The 17,090-nt window shown below is 41.8% G+C and carries 19 protein-coding genes and 5 tRNA genes; 23 read left to right on the forward strand and 1 reads right to left on the reverse strand.

Features of this window, described 5'->3' with window-relative positions; translation table 11 throughout:
* Window positions 1-285: 285 nt before the first annotated feature.
* The 3 genes from cshA to CSV72_RS08850 all read left to right on the forward strand — a co-directional run bounded on the left by cshA (window position 286) and on the right by CSV72_RS08850 (window position 3,952).
* Window positions 286-1,806 (forward strand): degradosome RNA helicase CshA, encoded by a 1,521-nt coding sequence (cshA, locus tag CSV72_RS08840; protein WP_099678031.1) that lies wholly within the window; start codon window positions 286-288, stop codon window positions 1,804-1,806.
* A gap of 138 nt (window positions 1,807-1,944) precedes the next feature.
* Window positions 1,945-2,424 (forward strand): PH domain-containing protein, encoded by a 480-nt coding sequence (locus CSV72_RS08845; RefSeq protein WP_099678032.1) that lies wholly within the window; start codon window positions 1,945-1,947, stop codon window positions 2,422-2,424.
* Window positions 2,417-3,952, forward strand: a complete 1,536-nt coding sequence (locus CSV72_RS08850; RefSeq protein WP_099678041.1) for a PH domain-containing protein — start codon at window positions 2,417-2,419, stop codon at window positions 3,950-3,952. The genes CSV72_RS08845 and CSV72_RS08850 overlap by 8 nt, the downstream gene beginning before the upstream one ends.
* A 170-nt stretch (window positions 3,953-4,122) precedes the next feature.
* Here the strand turns inward: CSV72_RS08850 and CSV72_RS08855 are convergent, their stop codons facing one another.
* Window positions 4,123-4,728 carry a rhomboid family intramembrane serine protease gene (locus CSV72_RS08855; protein ID WP_099678033.1) on the reverse strand — a complete coding sequence of 202 codons (606 nt, stop codon included), beginning with the start codon at window positions 4,726-4,728 and terminating at the stop codon, window positions 4,123-4,125.
* Between the two features lie 68 nt (window positions 4,729-4,796).
* On the opposite strand from CSV72_RS08855, the gene acpS reads away from it, so the two are divergent.
* The 20 genes from acpS to CSV72_RS08955 all read left to right on the forward strand — a co-directional run bounded on the left by acpS (window position 4,797) and on the right by CSV72_RS08955 (window position 16,962).
* Complete coding sequence (acpS, locus tag CSV72_RS08860) at window positions 4,797-5,153, forward strand: holo-ACP synthase (protein ID WP_099678034.1); 357 nt, start codon at window positions 4,797-4,799, stop codon at window positions 5,151-5,153.
* 95 nt (window positions 5,154-5,248) lie between these two features.
* A complete protein-coding gene (locus CSV72_RS08865; protein ID WP_099678035.1) occupies window positions 5,249-6,283 on the forward strand; it encodes a LolA family protein in 1,035 nt (344 codons plus the stop codon).
* An 87-nt stretch (window positions 6,284-6,370) separates the two neighbouring features.
* On the forward strand, window positions 6,371-7,483 hold the full coding sequence (gene alr / locus CSV72_RS08870; RefSeq protein WP_099678036.1) for an alanine racemase: 1,113 nt from the start codon (window positions 6,371-6,373) through the stop codon (window positions 7,481-7,483).
* A gap of 156 nt (window positions 7,484-7,639) precedes the next feature.
* Window positions 7,640-7,945, forward strand: a complete 306-nt coding sequence (locus tag CSV72_RS17225; protein WP_099633899.1) for a transcriptional regulator — start codon at window positions 7,640-7,642, stop codon at window positions 7,943-7,945.
* 4 nt (window positions 7,946-7,949) lie between these two features.
* Window positions 7,950-8,300: a type II toxin-antitoxin system PemK/MazF family toxin gene (locus CSV72_RS08880; RefSeq protein WP_029054722.1), complete on the forward strand. Its 351-nt coding sequence runs from the start codon at window positions 7,950-7,952 to the stop codon at window positions 8,298-8,300.
* 187 nt (window positions 8,301-8,487) lie between these two features.
* A complete protein-coding gene (locus CSV72_RS08885) occupies window positions 8,488-9,315 on the forward strand; it encodes an RsbT co-antagonist protein RsbRA (RefSeq protein WP_099678037.1) in 828 nt (275 codons plus the stop codon).
* A 1-nt stretch (window position 9,316) separates the two neighbouring features.
* Window positions 9,317-9,679, forward strand: coding sequence for an STAS domain-containing protein (locus CSV72_RS08890; RefSeq protein ID WP_083034138.1), 363 nt, complete (start codon window positions 9,317-9,319; stop codon window positions 9,677-9,679).
* A gap of 2 nt (window positions 9,680-9,681) precedes the next feature.
* Window positions 9,682-10,083 carry an anti-sigma regulatory factor gene (locus CSV72_RS08895; protein ID WP_099678038.1) on the forward strand — a complete coding sequence of 134 codons (402 nt, stop codon included), beginning with the start codon at window positions 9,682-9,684 and terminating at the stop codon, window positions 10,081-10,083.
* 13 nt (window positions 10,084-10,096) lie between these two features.
* Window positions 10,097-11,101 carry a PP2C family protein-serine/threonine phosphatase gene (locus CSV72_RS08900; RefSeq protein ID WP_199170078.1) on the forward strand — a complete coding sequence of 335 codons (1,005 nt, stop codon included), beginning with the start codon at window positions 10,097-10,099 and terminating at the stop codon, window positions 11,099-11,101.
* A 102-nt stretch (window positions 11,102-11,203) separates the two neighbouring features.
* Complete coding sequence (locus tag CSV72_RS08905) at window positions 11,204-11,545, forward strand: STAS domain-containing protein (protein ID WP_099678039.1); 342 nt, start codon at window positions 11,204-11,206, stop codon at window positions 11,543-11,545.
* A complete protein-coding gene (gene rsbW / locus CSV72_RS08910; RefSeq protein WP_099633903.1) occupies window positions 11,532-12,005 on the forward strand; it encodes an anti-sigma B factor RsbW in 474 nt (157 codons plus the stop codon). Before CSV72_RS08905 ends, rsbW begins: the two co-directional genes overlap by 14 nt.
* Entirely contained in the window at window positions 11,980-12,765 is a 786-nt protein-coding gene (sigB, locus tag CSV72_RS08915) for an RNA polymerase sigma factor SigB (RefSeq protein ID WP_099633904.1), read from the forward strand. The genes rsbW and sigB overlap by 26 nt, the downstream gene beginning before the upstream one ends.
* Window positions 12,765-13,361 carry a PP2C family serine/threonine-protein phosphatase gene (locus CSV72_RS08920; RefSeq protein WP_099633905.1) on the forward strand — a complete coding sequence of 199 codons (597 nt, stop codon included), beginning with the start codon at window positions 12,765-12,767 and terminating at the stop codon, window positions 13,359-13,361. Before sigB ends, CSV72_RS08920 begins: the two co-directional genes overlap by 1 nt.
* A 111-nt stretch (window positions 13,362-13,472) precedes the next feature.
* Entirely contained in the window at window positions 13,473-15,614 is a 2,142-nt protein-coding gene (locus CSV72_RS08925; RefSeq protein ID WP_099678043.1) for a Tex family protein, read from the forward strand.
* Window positions 15,615-15,628: 14 nt separating this feature from the next.
* Window positions 15,629-16,081 (forward strand): SprT family protein, encoded by a 453-nt coding sequence (locus tag CSV72_RS08930; RefSeq protein ID WP_099678040.1) that lies wholly within the window; start codon window positions 15,629-15,631, stop codon window positions 16,079-16,081.
* A 257-nt stretch (window positions 16,082-16,338) separates the two neighbouring features.
* Window positions 16,339-16,410, forward strand: a tRNA-Glu gene (locus CSV72_RS08935).
* Window positions 16,411-16,462: 52 nt separating this feature from the next.
* Window positions 16,463-16,537 (forward strand) — tRNA-Gln (locus CSV72_RS08940).
* A 72-nt stretch (window positions 16,538-16,609) separates the two neighbouring features.
* Window positions 16,610-16,685: transfer RNA gene (locus CSV72_RS08945), tRNA-Lys, on the forward strand.
* A gap of 79 nt (window positions 16,686-16,764) precedes the next feature.
* Window positions 16,765-16,851, forward strand: a tRNA-Leu gene (locus CSV72_RS08950).
* 37 nt (window positions 16,852-16,888) lie between these two features.
* A tRNA-Gly gene (locus tag CSV72_RS08955) sits at window positions 16,889-16,962 on the forward strand.
* The last annotated feature ends 128 nt before the right edge of the window (window positions 16,963-17,090 follow it).

Genomic DNA, 17,090 nt, shown 5'->3' on the forward strand with positions numbered 1-17,090 from the left:
ACTAGCAATGATTTGCTGTTTTCACCGCTCGGCAAGGACCGAGCTTTCCTTGTATGTCACGGGTTTTACATTGTGCTGTATAAAAATCTGGACGCAATTACGATAGGTGTAATTGATATGACCCCTCTCAACCACAAGAATCCTTCTAGAAGATTCTTTTTATAAACCAGAGATGGATATATCGGAAACGCTCCCAACTTTCAAAGTACATGGCTCGAATTTGCCGCGCTTTCATTTGCAGATGTAACCAATTGTCAAATGGAGAAATAAAGGAGATTGAATATTTTGACGAAGTTTTCAGAATTGAATATTAGTGAATCAACACAAAACGCTTTGCTACGCATGGGGTTTGAAGAGGCAACACCAATCCAAGAGGGAACAATCACTTTTGGTATGGAAGGCCGCGACGTAATCGGGCAAGCGCAAACAGGTACTGGTAAAACGGCAGCATTCGGTATTCCAATCATTGAAAAATTGGATCCAAAGAGCACAGCGGTTCAAGCATTGGTCATCGCACCAACACGTGAATTGGCAATCCAAGTATCAGAAGAAATTTATAAAGTAGGCTACGGTAGCCGTGCGAAAGTACTTTCCGTTTATGGCGGACAAGAAATCGGACGTCAAATCCGTGCACTTCGTAATAATCCAAATATCGTAGTCGGTACACCGGGACGTATTTTGGACCATATCAACCGTAAAACATTGAAGCTTGATCACGTTCAAACACTTGTTTTGGATGAAGCGGATGAAATGTTGAACATGGGATTCATCGAAGATATCAATACAATTCTTGCAAGCGTACCGGCTGAGCGTCAGACGTTGCTATTCTCAGCAACTATGCCTGCTCCAATCCGTAAAATCGCAGAAACTTTCATGAAAAACCCGGAAATTGTTAAAATCAAATCAAAAGAAATGACTGTTGAGAACATTGAACAGTTCTTCGTAAAATCACATGAACGTGAGAAATTCGATGTGCTATCAAGATTGTTGAACGTTCAACAGCCTGAATTGGCTATTGTATTCGGACGCACAAAGCGCCGGGTAGATGAATTGGCTCATGCACTAAGTATCCGCGGCTATATTGCTGAAGGAATTCACGGTGACTTGACACAAGCAAAACGTATGTCAGTTTTGCGTCAGTTCAAAGACAATAAAATCGATGTACTTGTAGCGACAGACGTAGCTGCACGTGGATTAGATATCTCAGGCGTAACACACGTTTACAACTTTGACATTCCACAAGATCCAGAGAGCTATGTTCACCGTATCGGCCGTACTGGTCGTGCTGGTAAAAGCGGAGTGGCTGTTACATTCGTAACACCACGTGAAATGGGTTACCTTCGAATCGTTGAGGAAACGACTAAGAAGCGTATGACTCCATTACGTCCACCAACTTCTGATGAGGCATTGCTTGAACAGAAGAAAAATGCAGTGGATTCATTGGTAGAAACAATTGAGCAGAAAAACTCAGAGGATTATGCAGGATTAGCAGCGCAGCTGCTTGAGAAACATGATGCAAAAGAAATTGTGGCGGCAGCACTTAAGTCATTGACTAAAAGTGTTGATGAGACTCCTGTAAGTATTTCAGAAGAGCGTCCATTACCTTCACGCAGACCTTCATCATCACGTTCTGGCGGCTATAAAGGTGGCAATCGTAGCGGTGGCGGACGTTCTCAAGGCGGACGTGGCAGAAGCGGTGGCGGTTCATCAGCTGGCGGTTCAAATAGACGTAGTAGCGGACCTCGTGATGGCGCAAGAAGAGACGGCGCATCAAGACGCAGCAGTAGCACTCGTTCAGAACGATAAGAATTAAAAGTAAAAAATCCGGGCCTGCATTATAGCAGCCCGGATTTTTTTGTCGTGAATATGATATGATCGATTAGAATGAAACGTTTTCACGATTGTTGCGTATATATGAGTAGAAATTCGAAAAGAGGTGGGCCCGTGGGACAGCAACCTTCAAATCAAATCTCCAGAAAAGGATTAACAGTTTGGAGATTATATGGAACGATTCAAAGCGTGATCATTCTGGCAATTGCGGTCGGTTTAGGTTTTCTATCGTATTTTTTTGATTGGCCGATTTGGATTATGATCGTCGTTACAATAGTTGTACTATTGCATGCGTTTTTATCCATTTATTTATTCCCGAAAATTCGTTGGCAACGCTGGCGTTATGAAGTACGTGAAGCGGAAATCGAGCTTCAACACGGATTATTCATCGTCAATCGCACGCTTATTCCGATGGTGCGCGTTCAGCACGTGGATACAGCGGAAGGACCCATTTTGCGTAAGTATGGTCTGGCTTCCATCACAATCTCTACTGCAGCGACTAATCATTCCATTCCTGCGCTCGTGACGGAAGAGGCAGATGAACTGCGCAACCGTATTTCCACGTTTGCAAGGGTGGCGAAAGATGATGTCTGAGCAACGTTATAAACTTCATTGGATATCAGCTGTCGTCGAGACTGCGAAAGCGTTGAAAGATTTGATTGGTCCATTCGTAATCTTGGTTTTCGTGAATGGTTTCAAAGGAGAAAGTACAGCGCCATGGTATATTCAGTATTGGTCGTTGATTTTATTTGGTGTACTTCTCGTATTCACGTTAGTTTCGGGTATTATAAAATGGCGCCGTTTTGATTACTGGTTTGAAGCTCAAGAATTGCGCATTGAATCGGGTTTGTTTGTCCGGAAAAAGCGTTACATTCCATTTGATCGTATTCAAAGTCTGGATTACACGGAAGGTATTTTTCATCGGCCGTTCCAGTTAGTTAAAGTTAAAATAGAAACAGCGGGTTCGTCTTCCGGTAAAGATGCAGAAGCCGAATTGACTGCAATCACGAAAGAAGCAGCACAACAGATTGAAAAAGAAATTAAGCTAGCGAAAAAAGTAAGGGTCCTAGGACCGAAACCGGCGTTATTTGAACAAACGGAGTGGCGATTGATTAAGGAGCCAGAGGAAGAAGTACAGGTGGTACAACAACCAGCTCCAGTAATTTTCTCTATGAAGACAGGTGACTTGCTTATGCTTGCCACAACTTCAGGTGGAATTGGGGTTATTTTATCTGGTGTGATCGTATTCCTATCGCAAATTGAAGAACTCATTCCATATGACTGGTTGTTTGGAGAGCTGAAATCATTCATTCGCATCGGTGTCTTCGTCATTGCGATTTTAGTGGCACTCGGCTTCCTTGTTGTTTGGTTGCTATCCGTCGCGATGACGTTCCTTGCGAATTATGATTTCAAAGTTATGCGTGAAAAAGATGACTTAATCATCACGCGAGGGTTGCTCGAGAAGAAGCGGGTTACTGTGCCGTTGAAACGTGTACAAAATATCACGATTACTGAAAATCCTATCCGTCAGCTGTTCGGTTATGGAGCGGTCATCATCAATAGCGCAGGGGGAGTGGGAGAAGGTTCACGAATCAAACTTTTCCCGCTAGCGAAGAGAAACAACATCATTGAACCATTGCAGGAGTTATTTCCGAATATAAATTTCAGTGAACCGACAGAGAGAATTGACAAAAGAGGAAAACGTTTCTACTATCGTTTTAAGTTACTTGTGACACTAGTACCGATAGCGGTTGTCTCGTATAACTTTTTCCCATACGGATTGCTGGCGTTACTACTATTGCCATTAGTAGGGTTACACGGTATTTGGCAATACAAGACAGCGGCCTATACCATCTTGCCGAAGCAGCTGACGATGCGTTTTCGCACAATTAGCCGGCAGACGGTATTTACGGAGAAGAATCGTATTCAGTCCATGGAGTTAGATCAGAATTATTTCCATCGGAGGAAAAAGGTTGCAACCATTACGGCCAATGTAAAGTCTGGAATGACACTCGACGCCCCATCTATTCGTCATATGCCTCAGGAGGACGCAGAAAAGTTCCTGTCTTGGTATGAGTTCCACCCAGAAAGCGCAGAATCACAAACAAAGCCAGACAACTAAACTTGTCTGGCTTTTGGGGCTTAATGAAAGTAGAAGTACTGACGAGGGATAGGGAGGGGCCGCTTCAAAAGCGTCCCCCAGCTGGAGTGGAAAACCCGTTGTCCTTACTGAGTGAGATTCTCCATTCAAAAAGCCAGACAAGGACAATCCCTGTCTGACTTTGCATGACACTATTTTTTTCGCCAACTGACAATGTTCTTCGGGTTGAAGAAGCTCAGTCCAATTAGGAAGCCTGTGATCAGCCCTGCAATATGCGCTGTTACGTTGATATTCGTCCCAACAAACGTCATTACAACACTAATGACGATGATTGGCAAAATAACTTGTCTCAACTGTGGGAACGCATGCTTCGTGTAGTACACGAGCGCGCCAAAAGCACCGAACACACCGAAAATCGCACCACTTGCACCGACGTGCGTATAAGCAACAGGTTGCACGAAGTATGTTGCGATATCGCCGAACAAGCCGGCTAACATATACACTGTAATAAACCGCGCTTTCCCTGCGATTTTCTCAAGCTCTGGTCCGAAAACGAAAAGCGAGAACATGTTAAATAGTAAGTGCATGAAACCACCATGCAAAAACATTGGGGTGATTAAGCGCCAATACTCTCCGTTCGCAATGAGCAAGTTATCTCCCAAGCCGAATAAAAAGAGCTGATCACCAATGCCGGGAATCAATGTATAGATAAATATCCCGATATTCAGGGCGAGCAAAAATGTCACGACAGGATAAGCGCGAACATATTGTGAAAAATTTTCCGTTCGTATAAACATGGTTTCACCTCAATCTTCTGTACTGATTATACATATTATTTAACTTGAAGGGAAAGGAGTTGTTCATTTTGATTCAAGGAATTGGATTAGACATCGTGGAATTGGATCGCATAGCCCGTTTGGATGGCCGTAACACTAAATTCAGAGAACGAATATTGTCTGAAAGAGAACTACGCGTTTATGAAACATTGAGTGGGCACCGTAAAGTTGAATACTTAGCGGGACGATTCGCTGCCAAAGAGGCATTCTCCAAGGCGCGGGGTACTGGAATCGGAGCAGATTGCAGTTTTTTGGATATCGAAGTCATTTCAGAAGCGAGTGGTCGCCCTGTATTGTACTTCCGTAGTCAGCTGGTTCAGGGGTTCATTAGTATTACGCATACCCAAACTGTAGCTGCTGCACAAGTGGTCTTACTGGAATCCTGATGGCGTCTGAATAGAATTTAAAACAAGCTCGCATAATCGATTCATCCCTCTCATAAGATAAGCTACCCGAATTGATTGGAGAAAGGATGAAAAGAATGCGGAAGAAAATTATCTTGTTAACAGTTGTCGCAGTTATGTTAGTACTAGGAGGATGCGGTAAACCCTCCAAGGAAGATGTCATGAAGAAACTTAGTAACAAGTGGAATGAAACAAAGGGCTATGAGTTAAATGCTTCGATGGAAATTAAAACAGGTTCAGAGCCTCGGGTGTACAATGTAGAGGTATGGCATACTAAGCCGGAGTTTTACAAAGTGAATGTGACGCAATCGGGGAATGAAGAGTCACAAATGATCGTTCGGAACGAAGAAGGCGTGTTCGTAGTTACGCCGTCACTCGGAAAAACGTACAAATTCCAAAGTGATTGGCCTGCACAAAACAGTCAAGGGTATCTAATCGGAACGCTTGCTGAAGATATTAAAGCAGACAAGGCAGCGGTCATGGAAGAAAAAGAAAAAGAGTATATTTTTGAAACGGCTACACGCAATAATCATAAGTCACTTTTACCAACTCAGAAAATTCATATCGATAAAAAGACATTGTTGCCAAATAAGGTGACGATTCACGATGAAACAGGTGAAGAAAAGATTTCCATTAAGTTCGATAAAATAGCTTTAGGTGTAGAGCATAAAGTCGCTGAGTATAAAGTAGAAATGGATAAACCGAAAGCGGACGGTGATAAAGCGGATTCTGATGAAGAAGCAACAGAAGGTGATGGGGAAGATCAAGCTAAGGCAAATCAACAAACCTACTATCCGGTTGCTAATTTACAAGGTACGACACTGTCAGAAGAGAAAAGCGTGGAAATTGAGAATGGCCAGCGCGTAATTATGACATTCAGTGGGGATAAGGAATATGTTGTGATTCAGGAACCAGCTGAAAAGCCATTGAATGAAATGCCTGTATCTATAGAAGGTGACCCGGTTGATCTAGGTTTCGCAGTAGCGGCATTGACAGAACAATCCATTCACTGGGAAGCAAATGGCATGGCGTTCTTTGTTGCATCTGACATGTTAAGCAAAGAAGAACTGATTACAGTAGCAAATTCGATGACGGCAACAGAATCGAAGTAATCAACGACTGAATCAATTGACTAGACTGTGCCTTTGGATAGATAATTATTTCATGCAACAGTCTATCCTATAACGAGGTGGAAGGAAATGTTCAACGAAACACAATATCGGCCAACACGAGCGATTATTAATACAGCAGCTATTAAACGCAATGCAGAAAACCTTATTTCTTATTTACCTAAAGAAACTAAGTTGATCGCGGTCGTTAAATCAGATGGATATGGTCATGGAGTCGCGCAGGCTGCTTCCGCTGCAGTACAAGCGGGAGCAGAAATGTTCGCTGTTGCCACCCCAGATGAAGCTATGACGCTTAGGAAAACACAGCCGACAGCCGATATTCTCGTGCTGGGAATTTCACCGGTATCATTTGCTGCTGTAGCGGCACAGCATCGTATTATTTTAACGGTCACAAGTGAGAATTGGGTAGATCAAGTGATTGCGCAACAACCATTTGATAATAAATGCAGGATTCATGTAAAAATCGACAGCGGAATGGGTAGAATTGGAGTGCGGACTGAAGAAGAGTTCACGCAATTGGTGAAGCGTATTCAACAGTCCGATCTAATTATTGATGGTGTATTCACACATTTTGCACGTGCAGATGAAGAAAAACGCGAACCAACGCGTCGACAGTTTGAACGATTCATGCGTCTAGTGAATTGTTTGCCAGAAAAACCGCGTCTCATTCATGCGTCCAATAGCGCAGGGGCATTGGTGTTTCCTGAATATGCTTTAGATGCTGTTCGTTTTGGCATAAGTTTATACGGTATACCACCATCTCATACCGTTGCAAAGCAGTTGCCGTTTAAGCTTGAACGGGCATTGACGATTGAAACGGAGTTAACTTACGTGAAACAGATGACGGTTGGTGAGGAGATTAGCTATGGTGGTACGTATGAAGCGGTTGAAGGAGAATGGATCGGTACATTACCGGTGGGCTATGCGGATGGGCTGAAGCGTTCGCTTAAAGGTCAGGAAGTACTAATTGATGGCAAGAGGGTACCAATTGTCGGCACTATTTGCATGGACCAATGCATGATCCGATTACCTTGTAAATATCCTGAAGGCGAAAAAGTAATATTGATTGGAAAACAGGGTAACGAAGAAATAATTTTAGAGGAATGGTCTGAACGCCTAAATACAATACCCTATGAGATAGCTGTAACATTTTCTACACGGATACCTAGAGTCTATACGTAAAAAAAGTCGAAACTATCTGGCGAAATATAAGACGCAACGATCATTTGATTCGACATTCTACTGACGAAACTAGTATTTCTTGTCAAAACACTTCAAACCTTGTCTTTTCATATTCCAATATAAATGGTAAGATAGAAATGATATAGAAATAGAGGGATGGGTTTGTCGGAGGTGCTCGATTTGCGTACGGATAAAAACGATAAAAGAATACTTAGTATAGCCTCAACCAGATTGCAACAGCAAAATGAAGACGCAATCTTTCAATGGGAGCAAGTGCAAGAAGATTTCGTTTATATGACAGATGTGAAACATATCGAACATGGTGAAGCTTCTTTATTACGTGAAGCCATGAAAAGAGGTTATGTGGAAATGTCGCAAATCAACCTCAACATAGCGGCAGAATGTTTATATGCGGAATTTGAAGCTCAGCATACCGTAGAACGTTGCGTCAGCGGAGGATGAAAAGTTGGCAATTAAACGCGGAGACGTCTTTTTTGCAGATTTGTCACCTGTAGTCGGTTCTGAACAGGGTGGAACAAGACCGGTACTGATCATCCAAAATGATATCGGTAATCGATTTAGTCCCACAGTGATTGTGGCAGCCATTACTGCACAAATACAAAAAGCAAAATTGCCGACACATGTCGAAATTACAGCGGCCCGGCATGGATTCGAGCGGGATTCAGTTATCCTGCTCGAGCAAGTCCGCACAATCGACAAGTCAAGGCTCACAGACAAAATAACACACTTAGACGATGCGTTAATGAAACAAGTCGATGAAGCTTTACAAGTAAGCTTCGGGCTTATTAAATTTTAGCATACATATCCTAATAACTTTTATTGCAGATGGCGCCAGGAAGTAATGGTTGCTTAAAACACTATAGCCAAACGGTTATAGTGTTTTTCTTATAGTAATTTTTAAAAAAGATGATTAAAAACATGTAGTTTGCAGGGGAATTCGATACAATAGAGATAACTGAAGATGTAGGGAGGAACAAATAACGATGAACGAAGTCATGAGAAAAGGTATAGCTGAGAATATAGATACAATCACTACGCGCTGGATAGAGGGAATGAAAGAGAATGCTGATGAGCGTTTTCTGGAATTAATGCCGGCATCTGTAGTAGCAACAACTAGTAGGGAATTTACTGAACTGATGACGTCTAATCTTTCGTACCACGAAACAGTGGACAAGGCACGACTGGATGAGTTCACGGAGAAAATCATTCATTTTGGATGGTCTATTAAATTTATCAATCAGGCAATAGATACGTTTTCTTCGGTCGTATATGACCTATTCTTTGAGACGGGGATTTTGCGAGAGTCCAACTTGCGTGAGGGAGTTACTATCTTCTCAAATTGGATCAATCCGTTAAGAGGAAGCATCATTGAAGAATATTCTACGAAGTGGGAACGTACGGACATTTTGCAGAAGATTGCATTACAAGAATTATCGGCTTCATTGATTCCGGTATTCGACAAGATATCTGTCATGCCATTGGTCGGTACAATCGATACAGAGCGTGCGAAATTGATCATGGAGAATCTATTGGAAGGCGTTGTTAAGCAGCGTGCTGAAGTCGTGTTACTTGATATTACAGGTGTGCCGGTAGTAGATACGATGGTTGCGCACCATATCATCCAGGCGGCAGACGCGGTTCGTTTAGTAGGAGCGAAATGTATGCTGGTTGGAATTCGTCCAGAAATTGCGCAGACTATTGTAACGCTTGGTATTAATCTTACAGATTTCTCAACAACAAGCACGTTGCGCAGAGGTATGCAAAAAGCGCTTGAAATGACAGGTCGGACAATTGTGGAGGAGGAATTGTAGTATGAAGATGCGAATCCCGATTCTAAAGCTAAAAGACACATTGATTGTATCTATTCAAGTAGAGCTTGATGATCAGACTGCATTACAATTCCAAGAAGATTTATTGAATCAATTGCATAAAACGTCTGCACGAGGCGTTGTAATCGATTTGACACCAATCGATTTCATTGATTCATTCATCGCAAAAGTGCTTGGGGATGTTATTCATATGACAAGTCTGATGGGTGCGAAAGTTGTCATCACAGGTATTCAACCATCTGTAGCCATCACGCTAATTGAATTAGGAATCCGTTTAGAAAACGTGACAACTGCATTAGATCTAGAGAATGGGTTAGAGAAATTGACTAGAGAATTGGAGGCCTGACCATGGAACACAGGTCTTCTATAGAGATCAAGACGGAGTGGGATATTGTTGCTGCTAGACAATTAGGCCGTAATGAGGCGAAAAGTACGGGTTTTGGGACAGTCGACCAAGCTAGAATAACGACTGCCATTAGTGAGTTGGCAAGAAATATATATCTTTACGCAGGAAAAGGTCGTATCGAAATTGTACCTATTACAGTAGGTGCACGGGTGGGTTTACTTATTACCGCTTCCGATGAAGGACCAGGAATTGCTGATTTGCAAAAAGTTATGACAGATGGATATACGACTTCAGGAGGACTGGGTGCAGGAATGCCAGGAGTCAAACGATTGATGGATGATTTTACTGTAGAAACAGAAGTGGGCGTAGGTACCACTATTACAGCAACTAAATGGTTGCACTAGGAGTTGAAGGGTATTGCCACAAGAGGCGGGTAAGCAGTATAAGCAAATGCTGGAGAATTATCTGCACTCCAAAGGAGAAGAAGATCTCTATTTGGGACAGCAATTCAGCCGCAGCTTCATAGAAAAAAGTATCGCGCCGGAAGATGTCATCAGTATTCATAAAACGTCTATTGAAGAGTTAATTAAAGATCTACCTGCCGACGTCAGCGTGTCTTTCGACTTTTTAATCGAAATGATGATTCATTATGGTCTAGCGCTCAAAGAGCATCAGAGCTTGATCCGCAAACAAGAAGCTATTCAAACAGAGATGGATATTGCTGTTAGAGTACAAAATACTTTGTTGCAAACGACAACTCCTGTGTTGGAGGGTCTGGACATAGGTTGGATTTCCAGACCATCGAAGCAAATGAACGGTGATTATGTATACTTTCTAAAGGAAACGGAACAAGAAGTTTGTTTGGCAGTTGCTGATATCATTGGAAAAGGCATGTCTGCAGCTATGCATATGTCCATGGTGAAATTCGGTATGGATAGTCTGCGATATGAGAAGCGAGATCCTTTTGAAGTGTTGAGCTTTATTAATAAAATGGTAGAACAGAGCATTGCTGATTCTATGTTCATTTCCATGTTTTACGGAAAATACGATACGGAAAACTCTGTATTCCGCTATTCTTCGGCAGGACATGAACCGGCTCTTTTTTATCGTGATTCAGAAGACACTTACAGTTTGCTAGAAAGCAAAGGACTATTGCTTGGAGTTCAAGAAGAAGCGGTATATGAAGAACGGACAGTACGTCTTGAAAATAATGATTTTGTTGTGATTATGACGGATGGTGTAACTGAAACTAGGACCGATAAGGGTTTCATTGAAATGAATGTTATAGAAAACTTATTGCGCGAAGTGCGTTCGGAAAGTGCGCAAGCGATGGTTGACTATTTATTTAGCGAGCTTTCTAAAATGCAGAATTATGAATTGCATGATGATTTCACACTTGTAATTTTGAAAAAAACAAAATGAAGGTTTAAGATGATTTTGTTTGGGTATAAAACAATGAGTGTGTAGTGGGTATGATAACGTTATACATTCATAGAAAATAGAGAAAACGATAGGGGTGGCGAAATGAATTTACAAGTTGAGCAAGTTCATAAAGATCTCGTGCATAACTTTAAAGTTATCGGAGAGATTGATATATATACAGCGCCAAAATTGAAAGAGCATTTGGCTGCATTAGAGTTGGTAGAAGGAATCGAAGTAGAATTAGATCTATCCGAAGTAAATTACATGGACAGTACAGGGCTAGGCGTATTTGTCGGATACTATAAAGAAGTGAAAGCGTATAATGGGAAATTAGTTATTACAGGACTAAACCAACGCCTTTACCGATTGTTTGAAATCACGGGCCTTAGTGAGATTATGGAGATAGAACAATCTAAAGGTGGCGAAGATAATGCAAGCGTTTGATTATATCGAAATAAAAGTTCCGGCAAAAGCCCAGTATGTAGGTGTGGCACGTTTAGCTATATCTGGTCTTGCGAGTCGTATTGGATTTACATATGACGAAATTGAAGATTTGAAGATCGCTGCAAGTGAAGCGGTGACGAATGCTGTACAACATGCGTACAATGATGAAAAAACGGGTGAAGTAATTTTAGGATGTGCCCTTTATAAAGATCGCTTGGAAATTGTCGTGACGGATCATGGTCAGAGTTTTGATTTTGAAGAAACAAAGAAAAAAATTGGACCCTATCAAGATTGGAATGAGGAATCACCACTTAGAGAAGGTGGCTTAGGACTTTACTTGATGGAAACTTTAATGGATGAAGTCAAAGTTGACCATGGGGAGGGTGTCATTGTTTTCATGACCAAATATTTGGGCAGAGAGCGGGGAGAGGACCATGTCAAATCAACAGTCTTCTCGTGACAGCGAGACAAAAGAACAAGTCCTTAAATGGATACATGAATATCAAAAGAATAATGATGACGATGCCCAAACACAACTAGTCCTACATTATGAGCGACTGGTACACTCTATCGCGCGCAAATATTCGCGTGGGCAATCTCACCATGAGGATATCGTCCAGGCGGGAATGCTTGGATTACTAGGAGCGATTCGAAGATATGATCCTGAACAAGGACGGAACTTTGAAGCGTTTGCTGTACCGACAATAATAGGGGAAATTAAACGCTTCTTGCGTGATAAGACATGGGCTGTTCACGTACCGCGAAGAATCAAAGAGTTAGGGCCTAAAATAAAAGCGGCTGTTGAAACGTTAACGACTGAATTTCAACGTTCGCCAATGGTCTATGAAATAGCAGAATATCTTGGTACCGACGAAGAATTAGTACTTGAAGCGATGGAGATGGGCAGAAGCTACCAGGCGCTGTCAATTGACCATACACTAGATGCGGATTCAGAAGGTGGAACCATTACACTGCTCGATATCATCGGTGAGACTGATGGCGGTTTTGAGAAAACAGATCAGCGCATGCTTGTTTTGAATGCACTGAACGTTTTAAGTGACCGCGAACGTCAGATTATCCAATATACATATATCGATCAAATGAGCCAGAAAGAAGCTGGCGAATTACTAGATATTTCCCAAATGCATGTTTCAAGATTGCAACGTAAAGCTATCAAGAAGTTACGAGAAGTAATCCTAACGAGCGGTGGTGCAAATTAGTGGAAACTTTTGAGAATGACTATGTAGAGGCATATATATACCAACAGTCCAAAAAAGGTAATAAAGATTCTGGGGATGCATACTACATTCATTCAGAAGAAGATTATTTCATATGTGCGATTGCAGACGGATTGGGTAGTGGAACGGAAGCGAAAGAATCAGCTGAAATAATTCCACAAGTCTTAAAGTTGTATCATCATGAATCACCTGACGATTTGTTACTACGCTGCAATAAACAGATGTTGCATAAACGTGGTGCAGCAGTGGGGATTGTTAAAGTGTATTTCGAACAGCAAACCCTAGAATATAGTTGTGTTGGTAACATCCGTATCTATATTCTGCAATCAAATGGTCAGATGATTTATCCTTTACCGGTAATGGGTTATCTTTCGGGACGACCACAGTCGCCCCGTACACAAAGATATCCTTATAATAAGAACGACCGGTTCTTCCTTCATTCTGATGGCGTAAACTTGCGAAGTCCTAAAAAGTACTTACAAGAAAACTCTACTCCTTATCAATTGTATAAAAAGGTGGAACGTACGATTGAAGATACTGATGATGCGACATTCATCGCAGCTAGCCTGCTTCATTAAGTTGAAGCGGCTTTTTTGTGTCTGAAAACAAATGGTTGCAGAAGGAAACTGCATTGGAAACATGCTATTATATGGAAAGAAGAAAGGGTGGTTGAATTGTCAAAGGATTTTATGGAAGCAACAGCAAGCCGAGCGGGAATCAGTAAACGCCAAACGGCGAGTGTCATCGTTCTGTTGGAAGAAGGCAACACGGTACCTTTTATTGCGCGTTACAGAAAAGAAGCAACAGGTTCTCTCGATGAAGTGCAGATCAAAGATATTGAAGATGCCTATCATTATATTAAGTCGCTTGAACAGCGGAAAGAAGAAGTCCTGCGTTTAATCGATGAACAAGGAAAGTTGAATGACACGTTAAAGGCAGATATTGAGCGCGCGACGGTATTGCAACGAATCGAAGACTTGTACCGCCCTTATAAACAAAAACGACGTACGAAAGCGATGATTGCGATTGAAAATGGCTTGGAACCTCTTGCTGACCAATTAATGCAACAGTCATCCACGAATATTGAATCTGCGGCACAAACCTATATCAATCTTGAAAAAGAAATCCATACAATTGAAAATGCATTAGAAGGCGCTAAGTTCATCATTGCGGAAAGAGTATCGGAAGACGCAACAATGCGTGAGAAAATCCGTAAAATCACATGGGCCTCTGGGAAACTGACGGCTGTCCTTAAAAAAGACGCGGAAGATGAACGGAAAGTTTTTGAAAACTATTATGAATATGAAGAACCTCTTAGTAAAATCGTACCTCACCGCGTTTTAGCTATTAATCGAGGAGAAAAAGAAGATGTATTACGTGTAGGGGTGAGTTTCCCGACAGATCGCATCGTTGGGGATCTCGAGCGTACGTATCTAAAGCGACACCCTTCTTCATCTACAACGTATATAAAAGAAGCGTTAGAAGATTCGTTTAAACGATTAATCGCTCCTTCAATAGAAAGAGAAGTGCGCACGACATTAACCGAAAAAGCAGAAACGCAGGCAATTCATGTGTTTTCGGAAAATCTTCGTAGCCTTCTATTACAACCACCGTTAAAAGGTAGAACAGTACTAGGTGTGGATCCGGCATTCAGAACTGGATGTAAACTGGCGGTAGTGGACGAAACGGGAAAGCTTCATGATATCTCTGTCATCTATCCTCACCCGCCAAAACCACAGAAAGAAGCATCAAAAAAAGTAATACTTGATCTATTAAAGAAATATCCGATATCCATTATTGCGATTGGTAATGGAACTGCATCACGTGAGACAGAAAAGTTCATCGTTGATCTAATTAAAGAAGTGGACGAACCTGTTTCCTACGTAATTGTCAACGAAGCAGGAGCGAGTGTATATTCAGCATCTGCAAAAGCGCGAGAAGAGTTCCCTGATCTGCAGGTAGAGCAAAGAAGTGCGGTATCTATTGCGAGAAGGCTACAAGATCCATTGTCTGAACTCGTGAAAATCGATCCAGAATCTATCGGTGTAGGACAATACCAACATGACGTAGCGAAAAAGAATCTGACTGAATCTTTATCATTTGTTGTAGAAACTGCGGTGAACCGTGTGGGGGTTAATGTCAATACTGCTTCATCTTCGTTGTTACAGTATGTTTCAGGTCTATCAAAAGCGGTGGCGGAGAACATTGTTAAAGCAAGAGAGGAAGCAGGTAAGTTCACGAAACGTACAGAGTTGAAAAAGGTTCCGAGACTCGGCGCGAAAACTTACGAACAGGCAATTGGCTTCTTGCGCATTCCAGAATCAAAAGAGCGTTTTGACTCGACGGGCATTCATCCAGAGAGTTATAAAGTAGCGGAAGCAGTATTGAAAGAGTTGCAACTCGACAAATCCCAGCTCGGCACAGAAGAAGCAACGACTGCTCTAGAACACGTGGATATTCCACAACTTGCTACGCAGCTAGAAGTCGGGGAAATCACGTTGCAAGATATTATACAGACATTGCAGCGTCCGAATCGTGACCCGCGTGACGATTATCCACAGCCCTTATTGAAAGCGGATGTACTTGATATCAAAGACGTACATGAAGGAATGGAACTGCAGGGAACAGTGCGCAACGTAGTGGATTTCGGTGCATTTGTAGACATTGGCGTTTCAGAAGACGGATTAGTGCACATATCCAAAATGAAAAATGGGTATGTCAAACATCCATTAGATGTAGTTGCATCAGGTGATATTGTTACAGTATGGATTGATTCTGTCGATCGTCAAAAAGGGCGTATTGCATTATCTATGCTTCCTCTTAAGAAATAAAGGAGAGAATCAGCATGTCAGAAGAACATTTACAGCAGCTGGTTGAGCAGATCTCATTGGAGATCTTCCATAAACCGTTTGTCCATCAAGCGATTTTTAATAGCAGACTGCGGACGACGGGTGGTCGCTATAAATTAAGCAATCATTTTATAGAGATTAATCCGTTAGTTATTAAGCTTCATGATGAGGAAGAATTAGTCGGGATCATTAAACATGAACTCTGCCACTATCACCTTCATATAGAAGGTAAGGGATATAAACATGGAGATCCAGACTTTAAAGAGCTACTAAAAGAGACAAATTCCCCCCGTCATTGCAAGCCGCTTACGGAACGCAGAGTGAAAAGTACAATCATCCATCTATATCGCTGTACAGCTTGTGGATTAGATTATCCTAGGCGTAGAAGAATGGATTGTACGAAATATCGCTGTGGAAAATGTGCTGGGGAGATCTCAAAGGTGAAGTAAAGCATAAAAGGCATTCAATCATAGCGATTGGATGCCTTTTATATAATTAGGCAAAGAGAAGTGAAAGAAGGCATTGTCGCTAAAAAATAATTCAAGTGGAAAGGCTGTCGCATCAACGTTTTAAAGCATATCGAAAAGTTATTTTAAAAAGATTGCTTAAAAAGGTTGACGAATGGCTAGACCCTGTCTATAATAGTAAAAGTCGACTAAGACAAGCGCAACAAACGATTTACTTGCTGAAGCGACAATATAATAAAGGCCCCTTGGTCAAGCGGTTAAGACACCGCCCTTTCACGGCGGTATCACGGGTTCGAATCCCGTAGGGGTCACTTTCAATAAAACGAACAAATCCCTGGAGATTTGATAGTAGGTTATCATTGATGGGGTATAGCCAAGCGGTAAGGCAACGGACTTTGACTCCGTCACTCGTTGGTTCGAATCCAGCTACCCCAGCCATTTTTACTGCGTGTTACACGCACTAGAGAGATCAAAGGTATTTGGAACGATTTGTTCCATTCATTTTAATACGAGCCGTTAGCTCAGTTGGTAGAGCATCTGACTTTTAATCAGAGGGTCACAGGTTCGAATCCTGTACGGCTCACCATTCATTTTAAAAAAGTTTTTGAGAAAGTTCTTGACTTATTAAACTGAAGGTGTATACTAGTAATTGTCGCTGAAACAAAGCGGTAGTGGCGGAACGGCAGACGCGCTAGGTTGAGGGCCTAGTGGGGGTTAACCCCGTGGAGGTTCAAATCCTCTTTACCGCACCAAACATTTTCACCATTACAATCTAATTACAACTTTTATGCGGGTATAGTTTAGTGGTAAAACCTCAGCCTTCCAAGCTGATGATGGGAGTTCGATTCTCCCTACCCGCTCCATTATTTTTAAAAAAATGAACCTTGAAAACTGAACAGCAAAACGTTAACGAAATACAGTTTGTGCATCTAACGGTGACACAAACAAAATGAGTATCTTAATTGATGCCAGCAAATGAAACTCGAGCTAA

The organism is Sporosarcina sp. P20a, from assembly GCF_002743175.1.
Classification (GTDB): Bacteria; Bacillota; Bacilli; order Bacillales_A; family Planococcaceae; genus Sporosarcina.

Excerpts from the sequence above, each read along its gene's own strand:
- CSV72_RS17225 (WP_099633899.1), top strand. The coding sequence starts at position 7,640 with ATGGGTTTGTCGGAGGTGCTCGATTTGCGTACGGATAAAAACGATAAA.
- CSV72_RS08905 (WP_099678039.1), top strand. The coding sequence starts at position 11,204 with ATGAATTTACAAGTTGAGCAAGTTCATAAAGATCTCGTGCATAACTTT.
- CSV72_RS08890 (WP_083034138.1), top strand. The coding sequence starts at position 9,317 with ATGAAGATGCGAATCCCGATTCTAAAGCTAAAAGACACATTGATTGTA.
- rsbW (WP_099633903.1), top strand. The coding sequence starts at position 11,532 with ATGCAAGCGTTTGATTATATCGAAATAAAAGTTCCGGCAAAAGCCCAG.
- CSV72_RS08850 (WP_099678041.1), top strand. The coding sequence starts at position 2,417 with ATGTCTGAGCAACGTTATAAACTTCATTGGATATCAGCTGTCGTCGAG.
- sigB (WP_099633904.1), top strand. The coding sequence starts at position 11,980 with ATGTCAAATCAACAGTCTTCTCGTGACAGCGAGACAAAAGAACAAGTC.
- CSV72_RS08865 (WP_099678035.1), top strand. The coding sequence starts at position 5,249 with ATGCGGAAGAAAATTATCTTGTTAACAGTTGTCGCAGTTATGTTAGTA.
- CSV72_RS08855 (WP_099678033.1), bottom strand. The coding sequence starts at position 4,728 with ATGTTTATACGAACGGAAAATTTTTCACAATATGTTCGCGCTTATCCT.
- CSV72_RS08930 (WP_099678040.1), top strand. The coding sequence starts at position 15,629 with ATGTCAGAAGAACATTTACAGCAGCTGGTTGAGCAGATCTCATTGGAG.
- CSV72_RS08885 (WP_099678037.1), top strand. The coding sequence starts at position 8,488 with ATGAACGAAGTCATGAGAAAAGGTATAGCTGAGAATATAGATACAATC.
- alr (WP_099678036.1), top strand. The coding sequence starts at position 6,371 with ATGTTCAACGAAACACAATATCGGCCAACACGAGCGATTATTAATACA.
- CSV72_RS08895 (WP_099678038.1), top strand. The coding sequence starts at position 9,682 with ATGGAACACAGGTCTTCTATAGAGATCAAGACGGAGTGGGATATTGTT.
- CSV72_RS08925 (WP_099678043.1), top strand. The coding sequence starts at position 13,473 with ATGGAAGCAACAGCAAGCCGAGCGGGAATCAGTAAACGCCAAACGGCG.